The 22,202-nt window shown below is 33.7% G+C and carries 14 protein-coding genes; 1 reads left to right on the top strand and 13 read right to left on the bottom strand.

Annotation, left to right across the window (positions count from 1 at the left end):
* Positions 1 to 160 precede the first annotated feature (160 nt).
* The 10 genes from NEH74_RS05940 to metG all read right to left on the bottom strand — a co-directional run bounded on the left by NEH74_RS05940 (position 161) and on the right by metG (position 12,328).
* Entirely contained in the window at positions 161 to 1,321 is a 1,161-nt protein-coding gene (locus tag NEH74_RS05940; RefSeq protein ID WP_238581291.1) for a S1C family serine protease, read from the bottom strand.
* Between the two features lie 23 nt (positions 1,322 to 1,344).
* Positions 1,345 to 2,112, bottom strand: a complete 768-nt coding sequence (locus NEH74_RS05935) for a TatD family hydrolase (RefSeq protein WP_262941188.1) — start codon at positions 2,110 to 2,112, stop codon at positions 1,345 to 1,347.
* Between the two features lie 294 nt (positions 2,113 to 2,406).
* Entirely contained in the window at positions 2,407 to 2,652 is a 246-nt protein-coding gene (locus NEH74_RS05930) for a hypothetical protein (protein ID WP_262941187.1), read from the bottom strand.
* Between the two features lie 116 nt (positions 2,653 to 2,768).
* Positions 2,769 to 3,683 (bottom strand): ABC transporter ATP-binding protein, encoded by a 915-nt coding sequence (locus NEH74_RS05925; protein WP_262941185.1) that lies wholly within the window; start codon positions 3,681 to 3,683, stop codon positions 2,769 to 2,771.
* Entirely contained in the window at positions 3,683 to 4,759 is a 1,077-nt protein-coding gene (locus tag NEH74_RS05920; protein ID WP_411040442.1) for an ABC transporter ATP-binding protein, read from the bottom strand. Before NEH74_RS05920 ends, NEH74_RS05925 begins: the two co-directional genes overlap by 1 nt.
* Positions 4,760 to 4,765: 6 nt before the next feature.
* The gene (gene opp3C, locus NEH74_RS05915; RefSeq protein WP_262941184.1) at positions 4,766 to 5,776 is read right to left on the bottom strand and encodes an oligopeptide ABC transporter permease; all 1,011 of its coding nucleotides are present in this window, start codon (positions 5,774 to 5,776) and stop codon (positions 4,766 to 4,768) included.
* Complete coding sequence (locus tag NEH74_RS05910) at positions 5,766 to 6,716, bottom strand: ABC transporter permease (RefSeq protein WP_262941183.1); 951 nt, start codon at positions 6,714 to 6,716, stop codon at positions 5,766 to 5,768. Before NEH74_RS05910 ends, opp3C begins: the two co-directional genes overlap by 11 nt.
* 51 nt (positions 6,717 to 6,767) lie before the next feature.
* On the bottom strand, positions 6,768 to 8,393 hold the full coding sequence (locus NEH74_RS05905) for a peptide ABC transporter substrate-binding protein (protein ID WP_262941182.1): 1,626 nt from the start codon (positions 8,391 to 8,393) through the stop codon (positions 6,768 to 6,770).
* 245 nt (positions 8,394 to 8,638) lie between these two features.
* Entirely contained in the window at positions 8,639 to 9,652 is a 1,014-nt protein-coding gene (locus tag NEH74_RS05900; protein WP_262941181.1) for a hypothetical protein, read from the bottom strand.
* A gap of 708 nt (positions 9,653 to 10,360) precedes the next feature.
* Complete coding sequence (metG, locus tag NEH74_RS05895) at positions 10,361 to 12,328, bottom strand: methionine--tRNA ligase (protein ID WP_262941180.1); 1,968 nt, start codon at positions 12,326 to 12,328, stop codon at positions 10,361 to 10,363.
* Between the two features lie 293 nt (positions 12,329 to 12,621).
* Here metG and NEH74_RS05890 point away from each other — a divergent pair, with 293 nt between their 5' ends.
* Positions 12,622 to 13,029: a hypothetical protein gene (locus tag NEH74_RS05890; RefSeq protein WP_055305803.1), complete on the top strand. Its 408-nt coding sequence runs from the start codon at positions 12,622 to 12,624 to the stop codon at positions 13,027 to 13,029.
* Positions 13,030 to 13,053: 24 nt separating this feature from the next.
* On the opposite strand, the gene NEH74_RS05885 is transcribed toward NEH74_RS05890, so the two are convergent.
* The 3 genes from NEH74_RS05885 to NEH74_RS05875 form a co-directional block, all read right to left on the bottom strand.
* Complete coding sequence (locus tag NEH74_RS05885; RefSeq protein WP_262941179.1) at positions 13,054 to 13,509, bottom strand: NUDIX domain-containing protein; 456 nt, start codon at positions 13,507 to 13,509, stop codon at positions 13,054 to 13,056.
* 189 nt (positions 13,510 to 13,698) lie between these two features.
* Positions 13,699 to 15,426, bottom strand: a complete 1,728-nt coding sequence (locus NEH74_RS05880) for an immunoglobulin-like domain-containing protein (RefSeq protein WP_262941178.1) — start codon at positions 15,424 to 15,426, stop codon at positions 13,699 to 13,701.
* A 55-nt stretch (positions 15,427 to 15,481) separates the two neighbouring features.
* Positions 15,482 to 21,478 carry a discoidin domain-containing protein gene (locus NEH74_RS05875; protein WP_262941177.1) on the bottom strand — a complete coding sequence of 1,999 codons (5,997 nt, stop codon included), beginning with the start codon at positions 21,476 to 21,478 and terminating at the stop codon, positions 15,482 to 15,484.
* Positions 21,479 to 22,202: the final 724 nt, after the last annotated feature.

The raw sequence follows: 22,202 nt of genomic DNA, 5'->3' as shown, positions 1-22,202 counted from the left end.
ACTTTTGATTTTTATCATTTTAATGTCATTCACTAACAATCTATGAATGATACTTCATATTAAATGAATCCTAACTATAGTTTAAATACCAACTGAAATCAGAAAAGCCAGAGGAGTTGTCCTCTGGCTTTTAAATGTTATTCAATACATTCCTTATTCATTAAAGGCTATTTCCGTCTGCGGGTTGAATAGTTTCTGATAGTGTTTTGGTTTGACCATCTTGAATAACTGTTAATTCAAGCTTATCTCCCTCGCGCATTAAATATAATTTCTTTCTAAATGCCATTGTATCTTCAACTTCTTCGCCATTAATAGCTGTGATAATATCTCCAGCTTTAAGCCCCATTTTTTCAGCAAGTCCACCTTCAAAGACTTCATAGATAAACACACCTGTTTTTTGGTCAGTTGGAATCTTTAACATTTCTTTTAAACGATCTGGAATCATACTCATTTCTTGAATATAAACCCCTAATTGTGGACGACGAACTTCACCGTATGTTTCTAAATCTGTAATAATCGGAATTGCTACATAGGTTGGAATTGAGAATGACATTCCTTCAACTGAGCTTGTCGCAATTTTCATTGAGTTAATTCCAACGACTTTTCCATCTAAGTTAATTAAAGCTCCACCACTATTCCCTGGGTTAATCGCTGTATCAGTTTGTAAAACTGTCATTTCCCAATCGTCACGGTTATCCCCATTTAAATCAACGGCAATGACACGATCTTGCCCTGAAACAATTCCTGATGTGGCAGATCCAGCGAAATCTAATCCTAACGGGTTCCCGATAGCAATAACAGTTTGTCCAACTTTTAAATCTTCAGTGTTTCCGAATTCAGCTACTGCCTCAACCTCAACACCACTTACTTTTAAAACAGCTAAATCTGTATAAATATCGCTACCAACTAAAGTGGCCTCAGCACGTTCTCCATTTGAGAAAACAACTTCAAAATAATCACCACTGTCAATAACATGTTGATTAGTTACGATATAAGCATCATTACCATCTGTTTTATAAATAATTCCTGATCCTTCACCTTGAGTCGTATTACGAGCAAAGTTAACAACCCCAACAATCGCTGGTGATACTTTATTAATTGCATCGATTCGTGCCTCTTCTTGTGTTACGACTTCACGCTCAACGACATTTTGCACAATTTGAGTATTCCCCTGTGAATCAGTAGTTTGAGTAAATCCAGAGTTTACATTTTGATTATCACTCTTATCATGATAATAATTAGCAATAAAGAAGACACTCCAAGCTGTGACTAATACAACTAGTAATGTATAAATCACTTTACCCATATTAAAGTTTTTCATTTCATCATCAACCTTTCAAAATTTTATGTCATCTTAAATAAGGTACAAGCATTTGCTGTCGTCTGTTCACAGACCCTTTCATATGGTAAATCCTTTAGTTCTGCAATTTTCTTTGCCACTAATGAGACATAAAACGGCTCATTACGTGTTCCACGATGCGGATGCGGTGTTAAATATGGAGCATCGGTTTCCACTAATAAATGTTCTAATGGAATTTCAGTTGCAACTGCCTGTGGACGACGACCATTCGTAAATGTGACAGGCCCCCCAAGTGAAATCTTGAAATTTAAGTCAATAAATTGACGTGCCATTTCTACACTTCCACTATAACAGTGCATCACCCCACCTACCGTGTGAGCATCATGAGCTTTTAAAATTTCTAACGTATCTGCAATAGATTCACGCGTATGAATAACCAATGGCTTATTCACTTCTTGAGCTAATTTAATTTGTCGAATGAATACTTCTTTTTGTAAATCAACCGGCGACGTATCCCAATGATAATCAAGTCCGCATTCACCAACAGCCACGACTTTCGGATGTTTGACCTGTTCAACTAACTCCGCAAACAATTCTTCCGTTAAATAGATGGAATCGACTGGATGCCATCCAACGGCGGCGTAAATGAAGTCATATTGTTCCGCTAATTCAATAGCGCGTCGATTAGAACGCTGATCATATCCAACAACGAGCATGCATGTCACGCCCTCATTCTTCGCGCGTTCCATGACTTCTAGCAAGTCATCCGCATATTTCTTATCATTTAAATGTACATGAGTATCAAAAAGCACGTTATCACCTATCTTTAAAAGTAATCACTCATTATATTTTCCGCCGTTTCCAATTTTATCATACATCAAAATATCGGACATTTTATGATATTGATTTAGAAATCTTGTGGAAAAATAAGTGTTATTTTCATTATAGCAAAATCAACCTAAAATCAGGATAGATTAGCAAGAAAAGTATTTAAATCTCCAAAAATAGACATGTCCTCCTATCTACTAGTTAAACACCTCTTACTTAAATTAACCTTAAATCAAATAACCTGAACAACTAAAATAAAAAAGCTCGGATTGAGGTTTTCATTTTAATTGTTTTCCACAATACGGACAAACCTTAACCCCTAACGACCCTTGTAAAGGTAAAAATTTTCGACAACTCGGGCAGCGACAAAAAATAAATAAAATAACCATCGCGGTAAAAAAGACCGCCATGCCTATCCATGAACAAACTTGAATATATTTCTGCACTGACAATCTCAATAAAAATAACACAATAGCAATAATAAGGAACACATAACCAACTACTCTCGCTTTCAACGGTGACACTAAAATCCCCCTCTTCTTATTTCCATTATATGAATGAAAAAAAGACATTATCCACAAGGATAATATCTTTTCTCTGTTTCAAATATGTTACCTTTCTTATCTCAAGATTAACATATTTAATCTTCAATCCAACATGCTAATTCTTCAGGTGTCGCTAAAACTGAGTGGGTCTCACTGAGTTGATGGCGCACCCCTTTTGAATAATCCACATCCGATGAATCATAGATTAAAATTTCTCGAGATTTTTCATAAATCGGATCAGGATTTGGAATCGCTGATAATAAAGATTTTGTATACGGATGGACTGGGTTATTGAAAATTTCATCACGTGTTCCCACTTCAACTAAGTACCCTAAATGCATGACTCCAATACGATTGGAGATATATTTAACCATCGATAAATCATGCGCAATAAATAAATAGGCAATCCCTGTTTCCTTTTGAATTCGTTTCATTAAATTCACAACTTGTGCTTGAATCGAAACATCAAGTGCACTAATGGCTTCATCCGCGATGATTAGTTTGGGATTCATAATTAACGCACGGGCAATTCCAATCCGTTGACGTTGTCCTCCAGAAAATTGGTGCGGATAACGGTACGCATGGTCACGAGATAACCCAACACGTTCTAACATTTTAAACACCATTTCATCACGTTCTTCTTTAGATTGATACAGCTTGTGGACATCTAATCCTTGTGCAATTAAATCTAATACTTTTTTACGCGGATTGAGTGATGCCATCGGATCTTGAAAAATCATTTGCATATTTGTTCGTAAGTGACGCTCTGTTTCTTTATTTAATTTTCCTGAGATATCCACATCATCAAATAAAATAGTTCCATCTGTTGGTTCATATAAACGAATAATCGAACGTCCTGTTGTGGATTTTCCAGACCCACTTTCCCCAACTAACCCAAACGTTTCCCCAGGATAAATCTCAAAATCTAAACCATTGACAGCTTTTACGGTGTAATTTTTATTTATTTTAAAATGTTGTGTTAAATTCTTAACCTTTAATAATGGCTCCATTAGAAACAACCTCCTTTCTTCATCTTCTCAATTCGACGTTTCAAGGCTTCCGGCATTTCCACCTTTGGCGCTCTCGCATCAGCCAACCAAGTGGATACCCGATGTTTTCCCCCAACATTATACATGGGTGGGTCTAAGCGATAATCAATATTTAAAGCAAACTCATTACGGGGTGCAAAAGCATCCCCTTCGACTTGATACAATAAATTCGGTGGTGTTCCCGGAATGGTGTATAAATATTCATCATCAGATTCTAAATCTGGAATTGAGGATAACAATCCCCACGTATATGGGTGCCTAGGATCATAAAAAATCTCTTCTACCGATCCTTTTTCGATAATTTTACCTGCATACATCACGGCTACATAATCCGCAATATTAGCAACGACACCTAAGTCATGCGTAATAAAGATAATTGCTACATTTGTTTTTTGTTGAATCTCTTTTAATAAACGTAAAATTTTTGCTTGAATCGTCACATCAAGTGCCGTCGTTGGTTCATCACAGATTAAAACTTCGGGTTCACACGCTAACGCAATCGCAATCACGACACGTTGACGCATCCCCCCTGAAAGTTGGTGTGGATATTGTTTAAATCGTTTCTCAGGATCGGTAATTTCAACAAGCTCTAACAATTCAATCGCCTTTTCCTTCGCTTCATGAAATGACGTATGATAATGCTCCTGCATCCCTTCAATAATTTGACGCCCAATCGTCATTGTTGGATCAAGTGACGTCATTGGGTCTTGAAATACCATCGCAATCCGTTTTCCACGAATATGACGTTGCATCTCTTGGTCACTTAACTTCGTTAAATCACGCGTCACTTCTTCTCCATCACGTTCATAAGTAAACTGAATACTGCCTTTTTCAATCTTCCCATTCTCACTTAAAATCCCTAAAATAGCTTTCGTCGTCACAGACTTACCAGAACCACTTTCCCCAACAATCGCAAGTGTCTCTCCTTCATATAAATCTAGTCGAACTCCACGAATGGCACTAACACTACCTGAGGATGTCGCAAATGAAATCTCTAAATCACGAACTGATAAAACTTTTCTTCGTCCCATATCCATCACCTCCTACATCTCTTTCATCTTCGGATCAAACGCATCGCGAAGTCCATCGGCTAACAAGTTAAAACTCAACATCAAAATCGCTAAAACCACAACTGGGAATAATAACATATGTGGATAAGCAAGTAACGACTTAAACCCATCACTAATCAAGACTCCTAAAGATGCCATCGGTGGTTGTAATCCAAGTCCAATAAATGCTAAAAATGACTCATAAAAAATTGCATTTGGAATTGAAAACATCGACATAATAATCACTTGTCCAAAAATATTCGGTAAAATATCCTGCTTAATAATTCCTACAGTTTTTACCCCTAACGTTCTTGAAGCTAAAATGTAATCAAGTTCCTTTAACTTCAAGACTTGTGACCTTACGACGCGACTCATCCCAATCCAACCTGTAATTAATAAGGCGATTGTGATGGATAAAATTCCGGGCTTCATCACAATAACCAGTAGCGTGACAATGACTAAACTAGGAATTCCACTTAGGATTTCAATAAATCGTTGCATATAAATATCAACCTGACCTCCAAGATAACCAGAAATCATTCCATAGGTCATTCCAAATACCATATCGATCAACACTGCTAACGCTGCAATATATAATGACACACGTGTTCCAATCCAAACACGAGTCCAAATATCTCTTCCTAGCGTATCTGTCCCGAAAAAGTAATACACATCCTCAAGTCCACGTTGTTCATATACATTGACTCCATTATGAGTTCCATCAAAAATTCCTAACTTTTCAAGTCCCGGAATTCGAGGTGGTAAATTAACATGATCCATCATAACTGAATCATATCCATGAGAACTTAACATTGGAGCAAAAATTGCTATTAACACTAGAAAAGCTATCATAATAAATCCAAATAAAGCCCCTTTATTTTGAATGAATCGATGCCAAACATCTTTCCAAAAGGATTGCCCTTGATAAATAACATCAGTTTTTAACCTTTCATCTTGAAATACACGCTCAAAATCATTTTGTAAAAAATCTTGATTAAGACTCATGATTTCCACCCTCTTTCGCTAAACGGATTCGAGGATCAATCACTCCATATAAAATATCCACAAGTAACATAACCCCGATAAATAACACACTATAGATAAAGGAAAGCGCAATAATCACATTATAATCATTAACTTGAATCGCTGTAACCAGTAAACTACCCATACCAGGAATTGCGAAGATTTTCTCTACCACTAAACTTCCCGTCATTAAACTTACCATTAGTGGAGCAACAACTGTAATAACTGGAATCAATGCATTTCGCATCGCATGTTTTAAAATTAAATTTTTCTTCCTAACCCCTTTTGCTTTTACTAGTAACATAAAATCAGACTGTAACACTTCTATCATTTCTGACCTTAAAAAACGTGCGACATTTGCAATAACAAACATCGAAAGTGCAACGGTTGGTAAGATTGTGGATAAAATTGGTTTATCTAAACTGTACGTAATGGGAAACCATTTAAACTTATACCCAAGGAAGAAGCATAACCCCAAAGCGAATACATAAGAAGGGACACTTACCCCAATAACTGAAATCACAGTTGCCCCTGTATCTAACCATGTATTTCGACGAAGAGCAGCGACTAATCCTAGTAATAATCCAATGATTGTTCCTAGTACAACGGCCTGTAATCCAATCCGAATTGTTATCCACACCCGTCCACTAATTAATGTACTAACTGGCATATCCTTTTGGATGGCATATGATACCCCAAAGTCACCATCAAAAATAGCTAATTTTAAATAATTAAAAAATCGAGTAAGCGGCGATGCATCTAATCCATACTTGGCATCTAATAATGCACGTTGTGCCTCAGTTAATTTTTCATCATTAAACGGTGTCCCTGGCATTAATTCAAGCATTAAAAATAAGAAAAATAAAATTAAAAAGATGGTAACGACTGAAATCATAACCCGCTTCATAACATATTTCCACATACCCCCACCTCCAAATATAAAAATATTACAGGGGGATTCCCCTGTAATAGCCTACTCTTCGATTGTTACATTTTTATAAATAAATGGAACACCAACTGAGTGAGTTTCAATTCCTTTAACTTGTTGATCAATTAAGTACGTATTTCCTTGTTGATACATTGGTAAAGCAGCAGCATCCCGAGCAATTAATAATTCTTCAGCTTCTTTCATCGCTTCCCAACGGGCTTCAATATCGTAAACTAAATCCCCTTTACCAATGCTATTCATTAATGTGTCATACTCTTCACTTGAATAATTTGGATAGTTATTTGAACCACCTGTAATAAACATATCTAAATAAGTCGTTGGATCCGCATAGTCTGGTCCCCAACGTGTAATTCCTAATTGATAGTCCCCAGCACGCATTAACTCTAAACGATTTTTCTTAGGTTGCGATTTTAGCTCAATTGTTAATCCAGGTAAATTTGTTTGAAGTTCAGATTGAATAAATTCAGCGCATTTTTTCATTGAATCTGTATCTTCAAATAATAGTTCTAATGTTAATGTTTCAATTCCTAATTCTTCTTTTGCCTTTTCCCAGTATTCCTGTGCTACTGCTACATCATATGTCATATAATCATTCGGTGATGTTTCACGGAAGTCTTTTCCGTCAGGTCCTGTTGCTAAAGTAACTGGCACAATAAAGTTAGCCACTGTTGAACCATCATTTAATACCGTTTCTGTTAATTGCTCTTTATTTACAGCACGTCCTAATGCTTGGCGTAAATTCACATTTTGCAATTCTTCTAATTGTTCATTAGGTGCAATATACCATAAGTACCCTTCATGAATTAACGTAAACGCCTCATTTTCTTTATATAAATCAACGATTTCTCCTGCTAAACGAACAACATCTAAGTTTCCTGACTCAAATTCAAGTGCAGCTGTTTGAGAATCTTTCATAATTTTGTACTCGATTCCATCAATGTTCACATTACCTTTATCATAATATGAATCATTTTTCTCTACTTTGAAGCTATGCCCTTGTGTCCACTCTGTCATTTTGAATGGCCCATTTGCAAGTAGTCCATCAGGACTTTGTGCATAATCCGCTCCTTTTTCAGTAACGAATGCTTCATTCATTGGGAAAAATGAAGGAAAGGTCATTAACTGTAAGAAATATGGAACTGGTAATGCCAATGTTACCTCTAACGTAGAGTCATCCACAGCTTTAACTCCTAATTCTTCAAGTGAAGCTTCCCCTGCATTTACAGAAGCAGCATTTTTAACCCCCGCTACATCCATAATGAATGCATATTCACTCGCCGTATTCGGATCAACTAAGCGTCGCCAGGCATAAACAAAATCATTTGCCGTTACAGGATCTCCATTACTCCATTTTGCATCTTCACGTAAATGGAACGTATAAACTAATCCATCTTCAGATACATCATAACTTTTTGCAATGGCTGGAATCGCATTTCCATCTGCATCTGATGTGTATAACCCCTCAATTGTGGCAGCAATCACTTCAAATGATAACCCATCTGTTGCAATATGCTGATCCATAGATGCTAATTCAGTATCTTTTGCCACTTTAAGGATTTTCTCACTACTAGATTCAGAATCCCCTGAACAAGCCGTTAAGGTCACGATAGAAAACACAAAAATCATCAAAAATTTTGCATATTTCATCATGATAATTCCCCCTTTTCATAGAATCACTTCATGATTGTGACAATCATCAACTACCCGAAGCTTAATAAATACTATGAAAGAATAAATAACCTCATACTATGAAAACGCACACAAAAATGAAAAACCGCCTAAAAGGCGGCAAAAATCTATTTAAAACAATACTTATATCTTAATACTGAATCCTATAAACTTTTAAATTATTTAAAAGAAATTTATCTAAAGAAAATATCAATCATTAAATCATTTTATAACATATCATATATATGTGAATTTAGTAATTTTAAATTAAAATATTTATCTCTATCTTTTTCATTTGAAATATTTAATAGCTCTTTACAATGCAAGCAAGTATCTAAGCTAAATGTACTTAAACACTTTATTTCCATGATATCCATCCCCGATTGAATCAAATTCATTATTACATACTTACATAATGATTCTCCTTCAAAAGTACCAATTACTTTATTCATTACTTTATATACAACTGGACTAATGTGTCTAGGGTTTATTTGTTGTCCGACTTTATTAATAAAAAAATTCTTTCTATTATCGTCTAATATTTCATTTACTTTTAAAATTTTATCTCTTAAAGAATTATATTTTTTAAAATCGCGAGCTAAATTATCCGGAAGTTTAATCCATATACCATTAATTCTAAGTTTATTAACATCTTCTAGATAATCTTCTTTATTTATTGTTAAAAAAACTGCATTTTTTATTCCCGTTAACATTACTAATTTCATCATTATAGCTGATATAAATAATCCAGCTTCAGTTTTATAAGAGTTTTCTAAATCATAGTTATCTACACTGTATGACTCAATTATCCTATTACATTCTTTTAATAATTGAAAAAATTCATCATCACTAATGGGATCCTTCATTTGTGTCATATTTAATTTCAATTGCTCTATCTTATTTTTTATTGCTTCATCCAATGAATATATTTCTTTGGTACTATCGAATGTTTGATTATTAATATCATGATTGTATGCTAAATAAGAAAAAAAACCTTTTAACACTGTTATATAACTATCAACAGTTGATTTATAATTTATTCCATAATTATGCACATAATATTCAACACTATCTAATATCTTATTAATTCCTATACTATTTAAAATCTCTCTGTAATTCTTACTATTTGCTCCACACTCTTCTTCTAAGTAATTTATAAAAGCATCAACTTTACTATTATATATATCCTTAGATTTCTCTTTCGTCTGTTGTATAAATGAATTTTTCAAACTATTTAACATGATACACTCCATTCTCACTAGTTAATAACTTTTAATATATCTCATTCAATTTTTCATATCTTTTTCATCATGTGGAGTTTATGTTTGAACATATCTTCTACTATTAGTTTTAAAATAATTACATGATAACTATAATTGTAACATATCATCTGATTTTATTAAGTAAAAATACTTATTTTAAAAATAAAATTCCTTCTATATGCATCTTAATTTTTTATCAATCCCCATTTATTTCATTCTATAAAAATAAAAAATAGATTTTCTAAAATACTCTCTTTGAAAATCTATTTTTAAATTAGAAATGAATCAATCCACTTACCATAAAGAAATTAATTCATTTTATAATTAATTCCAATGCAAGAGCTTATCTATGTAAACCTTATCCCCTACTTTGTTTCGTAATAAAAAGACTACCTTTCGGTAGTTTCAATACCTATTCATTTAAACTTGATTTATTCTACAATCTACAAATCACCCTACCAGCGGAGGAAAGCCATGACTTTGCTCTGCGAGCAAAACACATGGCGCAGGGGACCCACCTTGTAAAATAAAAAAGTTGCGAAAGGCAACCTAATTTATACTCATTTAAGAAGTGTTAAGACTACAACTTAGGAATCACCCCAGCTATTGAGGATTGTTCACTTCGTTCACTGCTGGGGGCCCCACTCCGTTTCGTAATAAAAAAACTACCTTGCGGTAGTTTTTTTATTACTTCACTTTCGATCCGTTTGGTAATTCGTCGATGATTGTTGGTAATGTTAATGTTCCGTCATTAGAAGCTGCTAAGACCATACCTTCTGATAATTCTCCGCGAAGTTTTACTGGTTTTAAGTTTGTTACAACTAAAACTTTACGTCCAACTAATTGTTCTGGTTGGTAGTGTTCAGCGATTCCAGATACGATTTGACGAACTTCTGATCCTAAGTCGATTTGAGAGACTAATAAGCGGTCTGCTTTTGGATGTTGTTTACATTCTTTGATTTGACCAACTTTGATTTCTACTTTCATGAAGTCATCGATTCCAATTAATGGAGTCGTTTCTACTTCTTCGATTTTTTCTTCTTTTTTAGGTTCTTCAGTTGTTGGTTTAACTGATTGTGACATTTGATCTTTAATGTATTCCACTTCTACTTCTACCTCCAGACGTGGGAAAATAGGTGTTCCTTTTTCAACCACTTTTGTGTTTGTTGCTAATGTATCAAATTTAGTTAAGCTATCCCATGCTTTAGATGCTTCACCTTCAATTCCTAATTGAGCAAAGATTTGTGGCGTTGTGCGAGGCATAAATGGTTCAATCATGATAGCAATTTGACGTAAAGATTCAGCTAAGTGATTCATCACTGATGCTAATTTTTCTTTATTAGCTTCGTCTTTAGCTAATACCCAAGGAGCAGTTTCATCAATATATTTATTTGTACGAGCGACTAATGCCCAAATATCAGATAAAACGATGCTAAATTGCATGTCTTCAAAGTTTTTCTCAACTTTTTCAACTGTCATTTTGATGAAGTCTTCTAATGTTTGATCAAATTCAGTGACTTGTCCAGCATAAGTAGGAATCACTCCATCAAAATATTTATTAATCATAGAAACTGTACGGTTTAATAAGTTTCCTAAGTCGTTAGCTAAATCGAAGTTAACACGCTCAACGAATGATTCTGGTGAGAATACTCCGTCTTGACCAAATGGTAATTCACGTAATAAGAAGTAGCGAACAGCGTCTAATCCATAACGTTCAATTAACATTTCAGGGTAAACGACGTTTCCTTTTGACTTAGACATTTTACCGTCTTTCATCATGATAAATCCATGAGCGAAAATTTTCTTTGGTAATGGTAAATCTAATGCCATTAAGAAAATTGGCCAATAGATTGTATGGAAACGAACGATATCTTTACCTACCACATGAACATCAGCAGGCCAGTATTTATTGAATAATTCTTCGTTATCTGATCCGTATCCTAAAGATGTGATGTAGTTAGATAATGCATCTACCCATACATAAATAACGTGTTTAGGGTCACCTGGAACTTTAACTCCCCAATCAAACGTTGTACGAGAAACTGATAAATCTTCTAAACCTGGTTTGATGAAGTTGTTTACCATTTCATTTTTACGTGATTCAGGTAAAATGAATTCAGGATTTGCATTATAGTATTCCATTAAACGATCCGCATATTTTTTCATGTTGAAGAAGTATGACTCTTCTTGAACAACTTTTACGTCACGTCCGCAATCTGGACATTTTCCGTCTACTAATTGCGTTTCTGTATAATATGACTCACAAGGTGTACAATATAATCCCTCGTAATGTCCTTTATAAATATCTCCATTTTCCATGAATTTAGCGAAGATTTTTTCTACGATTTCTTCATGACGTTTTTCAGTCGTACGGATGAAGTCATCATTTGTGATGTCCATCATTTCCCATAACTTTTTAGCTGCATCTGCAATTTCATCCACATAAGTTTGTGGATCTTTTCCTGCTTCTTGCGCTTTCTCTTGGATTTTTTGTCCATGCTCATCCATCCCAGTTAAGAAACGAACATCGAAACCACGAGAGCGTTTATAACGAGCCATAGCATCAGAAGCGACAGTCGTATAAGCTGTTCCGATATGGAATTTCCCACTTGGATAGTAAATTGGAGTTGTAATATAAAATGTTGGCTTAGTCACTCAAATTCACCTCTTCAAATTCATAATGCCTATATTATAGCACATTTAAGACATCTTTAGACATGAAAAAAGCGCCTCTACGGAAATGAAGTATAATTATCACTAAAATTACAGTTTCTTGCTTATAACAAGGTGCCCAAATATTCGTCAAACCATCAAAACTTCTTTTCAATTAGACAAAAATCACATGTATAAATTTGACTATCAATCAAGGTGTACATACGAAAATCTTATTTCTATATCCTTCGACATTCTTAGTTTGATAAACTAGTTGCCAAGGGGGAGATACTACTATGAAAAATGTAAAAGGTCAACTCACACAACGGGATATTAACTTAATTGAATATTGTCTCTCTCACTTACCCATTAACAGCGATATCGCTGCAACACTTTTTTATCCAAATAAATATATTGCTCAACGAAGACTAACAACGATTCATAATCTTAAACAACTGAAACGAACGGAACGGTTAGTTGTGAATCAACCTTATATTTATTATCATGAGAAAAAAGATTTAAAAAACTATCCATTTAGCGAGTTGCTTTATCATATTAAGTGTGATGGATTTGAAATCGAGAACTATCAATTTGAAAACAATTGTCTCACTGCCACTATCCACAAGGTAGATGTCTCTTATAAAATCAATGCCACGCTTAACAACATTCCACAAATCTATAAACGACTCTCACTCAATCAATAAAAGCCATCCAAATGCGGATGGCTTTTATTCTTTTAAGTAGATGTCAACAACATCTCCCCGACAAAACGAAGTAATCATTTCACTTAATTGCTGTGAATAAAAGGCATACTCCGTTAATTTTTTAATCGGAATCCATTCTACTTCTACTTGACTATAATCTGTACTAATATCAAATAGTTTATCTTTTTTCTCAATGACATGACATAAAAAGATATGTTCTATCTCACGAACCTGATTTGATTGATAGCCATCAAAACGATGTGCCTCATAATCCCGAACAAATAATAAATCATGGACTCTTACATTTAAATTTACTTTATCTAAACAATGCCTCACCGTTGCATCAAATATATTTTCTACTTTTAAAGCTTCACCACCAGGTAACATATAATAGAACGTGTCCTTATCTACATCATCTGAAAATCTTAAACAAAGCAGTTTCCCATCTTCAACGATCACTGCCCGCACTAAACTTCTCATCAAATGCAGCCCTCCCTTAAAAATCGTTCCTTAAAATATACGAAATATCTTAGAAAAATAAACCAAAAATATAAAATTTTATAATATTGCTTTTCTCCTATTATCTATATGTTAAACACCCATCGATGTGATAAAAAAGTCGTCTAAATGAGAAAAATCCTAGCAGATATTTACTAGGATTTTAAAACTTTATTTTTTAACAACTTTACGTTTTAAAAGTAACCACATTCCCGCTACAACAGCTAATGCTCCACTTATAATAAGTGGCAACTGTGCTTCAAGCCCTGTTTCAGGTTGATTGTCTGAGTCTGTTGTACCTGTTCCATTATTATCAGTTGACGGTTTATTCTCAGGCGTTGTTGTTCCTGACTGATTATCATCTGTTGATGGTTTGTCATCTGTTGATGGCTTGTCATCTGTTGATGGCTTGTCATCTGTTGATGGCTTGTCATCTGTCGATGGTTTGTCATCTGTCGATGGTTTGTCATCTGTCGATGGTTTGTCATCTGTTGATGGCTTATCTTCAGGTGTTGTTGTGTCTTTAACAAGTGAATCTAAATAATTTACAACATCTGTTTGAGTTGTTAATGCTGTCATTACTAAGTAATATGTATCAGTTCCATTTGTTAATGTCACATCATATGTTACTTTTCCATCTTGTTCTTGACGTTCAACAACCATTTCATAAGCATTAAATGATTCCATCATTGCTTGTAACTTAGCTACCTCTGCTGAATCAACGACTGTTAATGCTAATGGATTAGCTTGAGTTGCATCTCCTTCAATAATAGAAACAACTGTCTCATCAATTAATGGTTTTAAGGCATCTGGAATGATATAACTTGGTTTTTCAGCAACAATTAATGTTGTTGTCTGACTTGCAGCTGGATTCCCCCAACGATCTTGTGCATCATATTGAATCGTATAAATACCTGCTTTAGTTACAATACCATCTACAAGTGTCGTTGTATAATCACCTGTTGCTTTAACTGTGATGTTATATCCTGTATGGTCAACCGCTGTAATTCCTTCTAATACATCGAATGAATCTCCAACAGTTAATTCAACTTGTTGCTTCACACCCTCAATAACAGGATTTGAAGCATTTTCTACCTTATTCTCTACGATAACTGGAACAGTTAAAGTCGTTGTTTCATTTAATGAATCTGTTACCTTATAAGTTAACGTATATGAACCGATGATACTTGTATCAACATTCCCTTCAACTGTTACTGTTACATTGTCATCTTCCTCATCAGTTGCAATGACATAGGCTAACTGTTCTTCATTAGTAAATGAATCACCTACTGTTAACATGATTTTTCCTTCTACAATCTTAGAAGAATCGATTAACTCTAATTGAGGTAATGTGTTATATGTTAAGGCACCTCCATTATCAACAGTTAATGCTGGTCCAGTCACCTGTTTATTTGTTGCATTTACGACATATTTATAACCTGTTCCATCTTCATGAACATCTGATGTTAATGTATATTTAGTTGCCTCTTTAGAAGAAATAACATTAATTTCCCCAATCTCAATTGTTCCACCTGATTTTGTTAATGGCTGATTAGATACAATATAGAAATCTAATGCTTTTTTATCATCACTTAGTTTAACTTGTTTTTGTACTTCACTATTAGCCGTATTAGTGACTAACCAATTTAAACTATCTTCATTAAAAGAAATGTCTCCATCAAGTTTAACACTAAATTGTAAGGCTTTCGGCATTTCAACAACATTCGATAATGAAATTTTTAATGTATCTTTATCTAGTTTATCAATGGCTAATCCAATGTTATCTTCCGTAACTGGAGTTGCTGCTCCACCTGATTGAGAAAAGAAAATAGCACCTGCTGCCGTAACCGTAATTGCAGATAAACTAAACATAAATTTTTTCGTGTTTAATTTCTTCATACTTCTCTCCTTAAGTAATGAAGATGAGTATTTCTCATCTTCATCCAATTCGTTACTAACGTGTGATGTTAGTAATTTGTTCTTTTGTAATTTTTTTAACTACTTGATGATTTACTGTTTTCGTTTTATTAAAAGAAATTGATGGTAAGTTTTCAGGAACATCAATCATAAATGTATTACTTACTAAACGTTGTCCATCTGTTGTAAGATTTGCTGTATCTGTACGATATAATTCGGCAAAAATTGATTGATTTTGTTTGAATTGCTCGACGAATTTTGGTTCTACCCAATAAATCCATGTTCCTTCTGAAATCTCTTCTAAGTCTCCATCACTTGGGATATTTGCTAATAAAATCCCATTATATTCATCAGCAATATGTTGATCATTTTCATTTAATACTAATGGAATATTGAAGGCTGGATTACCAGAGTATTCTCCTGTAATCACAACTGATCCTTGTGGAATTTTTTGTTCTTCATTCACATCTGCTGTTTCAGGATTATCTGCTTGATAAATGTAATCTTCTGATAAAATACCGATTCCATTTTCATAGGTTTGATTATCACTCGATACTCCAATTTCGATGTTATCTCCTGGAGGTCCAACTAATTCTAATTCAGCAACTGAAATATTGTTAGCAGCTAATGCATATAAACGTACATAACGAATTTGATATGTATTTAATTGATTTTCTGCTTCAACACCATCTTTTCCGAAGTAAATCATTTCAGTTGGGTTATTAGCATCTAACTTGAATGTTCCTTTATTAACTGTTGTCCAGTTTGTTCCATCAACACTTACATCAATTTGATAATTCTTAATTGCATAATCACCAATTGTTGATTTGAATAATCCATTTGTTACTGGAGCTGTGTATTTTAATCCGATAACTGATTTTACTGATTGTAAATCAAGTTGAATATATGATGTAATGTTTGGTTTTAATTGATCATTATGAGGATCCATTGTGTTATATTCTGAGCTTGTTAATTTACGTCCCTCATAAATTGTTGATGTATCCCCATCTAAGATATTAGCTAATCCCGGATTCGGAACTGCCGCATGGAAATCATTATTTTCATCAATCACATCAACTGTACTTGATGTAATTTCTAATGATTGACTAGGAATTCCACCGTCATGACGAACTTTAACTGTTCCAAGAGATACTTTATTCGTTGCATTTAAATTGTAATCATATGCAACAACTTCGTATGAATAAGTCATATTATTTCCACCTGAAATAACATCTTCATATGTTGTCACAGCATTGTTTTTATCACGTAATACGAAACCTGCTGGTTGTCCATTACGGATAATTTCATATCCTAAGATGTTATCATTTCCAGTTGTCACCGAGAATTCAAATGGAATAGTTTTTGCATTAACATATGAACGATCTGTAATACCATTTCCAAATGAAGCCTGTAATTGTGTAGCCTCTGGCATCTCAGCTGTTCCTTCTAAGCGACGGCGACGTGCCTCATCATTAATATATTGAATTGGACGTGTCTCTTTTTCAAATTGACTAACGTAAGCTAACGTCGTTGCATTTGCAATAATTCCGTGAGCTTCATAGAAATCTGTTAAATCTTTACCTACAGCTTTTGAAGATAAGCGAATTAACCATTGATCACGATCACCATTAGCTTTTTCTTCAGCTGTCATTTCACGGTAAGCACGATTTAATTTAGCGAAATATGTATCATCTAATAAATCACCATCAAAGTTTGTTAATAACATTTTATATGTTGATTCATTATCATAAGCTAAATGTGGTTGCCAAAGCATTCCAAGAACAACATTACGATTTGTTGATAGTCCTGCTGTATTTGACGTTACTTTTTGATAAAGTTCAGTTAATGCTCCACTTACTTTTGGTGCATCTTCATCTAACATTGTATCTGTTAATTCAGCTAATAAATTGTTACTTGTCTCAGGGAATACACGGTTTGTTGTATCAACAACGTGACCAATTTCATGTCCCATTAATGCCCCATAGAACTTAGCTGTATCTTTATTTGTAACCTCTCCATTTTCACCTATCTTGTAAGGAACACCTTGAATTAATCCTGCTACTGTCCCATATCCAATTCCAACGTGATGTGATGACGCATAAGCAGCAGCTCCCATGATCATACGTTGATATTTAACATTTAAACGTGTTGTTGGAGCTTTATGCTTATTGTAATATTGTGTATCTGTTGAAGTGATTTCTCCATCTTGATCAAAGTCTTGTACTGATTCAAATACACCTTTTTTAGCATAAGTTACTAACATTTCTTGTTCCCATGCTAATAAAGCTTCATATACTCTATCAACTTGTTGTTCAAGTGTTAAGTTTCCTGATTGAATTCCTTTTAAAATTTCTGTTGCTGGAACTGATAATGTGAATCGATCTCCTTCAATATCTGTCCAGTTTAAAACAGAAGTTTGCTGATCATAAGAATAAACATTATTTAATTTTTCCTCATCTGTTACTGATGATGGATATTTAGAAGGCAATTCATTAACATAAGTTGTTAATTCAGTAATATAATCCTTAATTAAGGATTTAACTTCAGTCTCATTTGCTTCATCGTTAATTAAATTATTAACATTTAAATGTGGAATTTCTTCAATATTACTTAAGCGAATTTGTACTGTTGCATCTGTTGCACCAGATTTCACTTTCGCCATAATAGCTCCACCTTTTTCAACATCGGCAGTGAAAATTTCTGGAATCGTAATTTCTGTGCGTCCAGGTTTAATGACAGTTGTTTTACTGATGTATTGTCCTGGCTGTCCATATGCTTGTAAGAATGCAATTTCTACTTGTGTATTTGCATCACTTGATCCCATATAAACAGAGATTGTTTTTTGTTGACTATTTTCATCTACTGATGGACGAGCTACTGCTCCTAATGATTGCCATGCATTCGCCATTCCAAGTGCAGCACCATTATCTCGAAGTGAAGCATCTAATTGAACAATTTCTTGAGATATATTTTGATCATCTAATAAATCTTGTGCTAATTGTAATTCTTTTAAGATTGTTTCACGGTTTGGATGATACTCTTGACTAATTGGGTCAACAGTATTCGCACGATCAACTAATACTTGAATCATTTCTTCTGTCACTGTTTCTTTTAATTCAACACGTAATTCATCTTTAAATAAATCTTTTACGTCATTTTCTAATGAATCATAATGATAGAAACGTAACTCTGAAATACTTTGTTTTGAACCACCATATCCTGCGATATCAACTTTAATTTTCTTCGCATCAATTGGTTCATCTAAAGTTAATGTAAATACGTTATGAGTATTTGATACTTTCCTTGAAGGATATTCGAATGTTTTCACTGTCTGTTGATTATCTTCTGTCCAATAAGTAATTTTGACAGTTTTAACATCTACCTTGTAACCCTGTTCCATAGACTGAGCAAATGAGATTGAACCGATTGTGTACGTGTCATCGAATTCAATAATTGATCCACGATTTGAACCATAAACTGCTCCTGTATCCCAATCATTTACTTTCCATGATGTTCCAAAATCACCGTCAACTAAGGCATATTTTGAATCATACGTTAAAGCACTGTCTGATCCCCATCCACCTTCATCGTTTGAATCATTTTTATTCGTAACATTAACAATATGTTCTGTTCCGACTAAGCTATCTTGATTTGGAAGGTTAATTAATTTATAACCTAGCATAACTGGTGGCGTAATATTCTCAGTACTTGCTAAATAACTATCTGACATTTTACTTGTTCCTAAATGGTTAGTTGCCGTCACACGTACTTCATATGTCGCATTATCCTCTAATCCATTGATTGTATAGCTTCCAGCACGTACTAAATAATCTTTACTTGGATTGGTTACAGCTGCATCTGTTTCACTAACTTCAATTCTATTTTCATTAGCTTTAATCCATTTTTTATTTTCATCTCCAACTTTACGATAGTAAATATCAAAGTCACGAGCTTGGATATGTTTCTCCCATGTTACAGAGAATGATTTATATCCAGGTTTTGTTACTAAGTTAATTGGGACATCTGGTGATTGAATTGGAATAACTTGTACTTCTGTCACACTTCCAATGTTTCCATTATAGTAATCTTGAATTGGATTATAATTTTCATCTACGTTATCAGGTTTCTTATCAAATCCTACTGGACTAGCATCTTCTGTTGCATATCCACTTGACCATTCCCCGCTTAATGACTGAACTTTCACACGATATAAACTATATGGTGTAATATCTTTATCTAAGATATTAATTTTAGGTTCATTCGTTTGAAGTTTTTTCGTTTTTAAAACAGCACCTGTATTCTCATCTAATTGTTCATAAGTAACTTCATAGCTTGTTACATTTGGCTCGGCATCCCAAGTTAATGTAATTCGCTCATCATGAAGATTAGTTGAAGTTTCAACAGTTTTAATGACTGGAATATTCATATCAGGAGCTGGTAACTCTTTATAAACATTATTTAAGAATTCCACTTTTGCAATTTGAGAAATCGATTTATTTCCACGGTTTCCAGTTACATTAATTGAAATTTTCTTAACTGCTACTTGTGACCCTAAATCAATTGTAATATCTCCCGCAGCGCGAGCTGTTGTAGTATCGAATGAAACAGTATGTTCCTTACCTGCGTCATCAACATAAGTAACGAATCCTTTTTCTGGAATTCCAACTTCATCATTACTTGTTTGTGTTGTTGGAACTTTAATCACGATTTTATCCATTAAAACTGCTTCATTTTCTGCACCAAAATCTACATCAATTGTTAATGGTGATTCTTCTGATGGAGCTTGATTATCATTTTTTGAAAGATTTACTGTTGTTTGATCATCAATGAATAAATTTGAAATATCTTGGTTATCACTGATATTTGTATTCAGTGAGCTAACTGTCATCTCATTCATATCAACAATTAAGTTTGTATCTTCTATGTTAACCGTTTTAGCTACTGCTCCAATATTTCCATAAATATATGATAAATCCGTAATATCTACATTCCCGTCACGATTTAAGTCATAGCTTTCATTTTCTGTTCCTAAAGCATTAAAGACTAAATCATAATCTTGATTAGAAACTTTTCCGTCTTGATTCACATCCCCTACTAAAAACGTAGTTGGATACTCTTCATCAATCTTTACATATTGATTCATTTCTGAGCTAGAAGCAGAAAATTTTACACGTTTAGAATATTTATCTAAATTAATGTTTGGAATGACTGTTGTTTGATAACCATCAGCAGTTAATACTGCTTCATAGTTCCCAGTTTCTAAGCCATTAATCGTCACATGAACAAAATAAATATCTTCATCTTGTGATAACTGACGTGTAGAATTTAATGTTTCGATTGTATAGGTAAAGTTTCTGAATTCCCCACTTAATTGATCTAAACTAAAATTTCCAAGCTCTTTTCCATCACGTTTAAGTAATAAATTCATTCCTTTCACTTCTGAAAGTGGAGTTTGGAAGTAAATATCAAATTCTAAAGTTCCTTTAGCAACATGATCATTTTTTGTTTCAAAATCTACTGATTGAGTAGAAGATTCATTTTCTAATACTTGAATTGCTTCCTGTTCATCTGTATTCGATTCTTCTTCTGTAGATAACTCAGGTTGAGCATCAGTGACATTTTCAATTACTTCGTCTGTTGGCTGAACCACTTCTTGGCTTGGTTGTTCATCGGTAACATCCTCAGTCACTTCGTCTTCTGGTTTAACTACTTCTTGACTTGGTTGTTCATCAACAACATCCTCAGTCACTTCGTCTTCTGGTTTAACTACTTCTTGACTTGGTTGTTCATCAGTAACATCCTCAGTCACTTCATCTGTTGGTTTTACTGTTTCTTGATTCAATGGTTCATCTGAATTTACATCAGTAGAACTTGTACTCTCATTTTGCGTTTCTGATAATAAATTCGTATTTGCATTTTGAGAACTCAATTCGGCATCTTTTAGCGATTGTGCCTTAGCTACAGTCGCACCTAGTTCCACAACAGGAGATGAGCTTAAAGCTACAGCAAGACCTAGAGATATTATCGTTTTCATGTAGATAACTCCTCCTATAACTCTAATAAATCTTTATTTATCAAAAAACAAATAAAGTTTTTAAGGGGTTGAATAGTGAATTTTGTAAATTATATATTTGTTATAATTGTCATCTTTCCAACTACTACTAAACTACTATCCCAATTTTTATATAAATAACTAAAACTATCCAAAGAGAAAGTTACTTTCTTTATGAGCCCCCTCGGTCATATAAAAACTATTCTCATTATAATTTTTTTATCTTCATTCATTACTCAATTAGCTAGTCAGTCATTATAAAAGTAAATTCAAAATAATAATGATTAGCTCTCATATAGAAAAAAATTGTTTATTAAAAAATGAACCAATCTTTCACTAGTAGCATACTTATTTGTTTATCATTAAAACCCTTTAACTTTAGATATCACAATAAAAATTAATAAAGTAATTAGAAGTTCATTTTATTTCTCAATCTTGTAACTCACAAGAAATTATGTCACCATACTTTGATGGCTAACTGATATATCGAACTGTCTATTATGGCATTATCCTAATCTAAAAGTCTTTAAATGATTAAACATGACTTTTAAAAAACAAAATATAATTTAATTTCTATACAGAACTTTCAAGAAAAATAAGTTATTCTATATTTTCTATACAAGACCCCATTATAATTTTACACTATTCCACTTATGAATGCCAATAATAAAGGTAGGCCAAATAAGGGTTCTTCCGTTATTTTGGT

This window comes from Turicibacter sp. GALT-G1 (assembly GCF_025594995.1).
In the GTDB taxonomy this organism is placed as follows: Bacteria; Bacillota_I; Bacilli_A; order MOL361; family Turicibacteraceae; genus Turicibacter; species Turicibacter bilis.
Note: the sequence above shows the minus strand (reverse complement) of the source record. Positions and strands in the feature narration are given on the sequence as shown.

Coding starts and splice junctions, on each gene's coding strand:
- NEH74_RS05940 (WP_238581291.1), bottom strand. CDS start 1,321: ATGAAAAACTTTAATATGGGTAAAGTGATTTATACATTACTAGTTGTA.
- NEH74_RS05925 (WP_262941185.1), bottom strand. CDS start 3,683: ATGGAGCCATTATTAAAGGTTAAGAATTTAACACAACATTTTAAAATA.
- NEH74_RS05920 (WP_411040442.1), bottom strand. CDS start 4,759: ATGGATATGGGACGAAGAAAAGTTTTATCAGTTCGTGATTTAGAGATT.
- opp3C (WP_262941184.1), bottom strand. CDS start 5,776: ATGAGTCTTAATCAAGATTTTTTACAAAATGATTTTGAGCGTGTATTT.
- NEH74_RS05910 (WP_262941183.1), bottom strand. CDS start 6,716: ATGTGGAAATATGTTATGAAGCGGGTTATGATTTCAGTCGTTACCATC.
- NEH74_RS05905 (WP_262941182.1), bottom strand. CDS start 8,393: ATGATGAAATATGCAAAATTTTTGATGATTTTTGTGTTTTCTATCGTG.
- NEH74_RS05900 (WP_262941181.1), bottom strand. CDS start 9,652: ATGTTAAATAGTTTGAAAAATTCATTTATACAACAGACGAAAGAGAAA.
- NEH74_RS05890 (WP_055305803.1), top strand. CDS start 12,622: ATGAAAAATGTAAAAGGTCAACTCACACAACGGGATATTAACTTAATT.
- NEH74_RS05885 (WP_262941179.1), bottom strand. CDS start 13,509: ATGAGAAGTTTAGTGCGGGCAGTGATCGTTGAAGATGGGAAACTGCTT.
- NEH74_RS05880 (WP_262941178.1), bottom strand. CDS start 15,426: ATGAAGAAATTAAACACGAAAAAATTTATGTTTAGTTTATCTGCAATT.
- NEH74_RS05875 (WP_262941177.1), bottom strand. CDS start 21,478: ATGAAAACGATAATATCTCTAGGTCTTGCTGTAGCTTTAAGCTCATCT.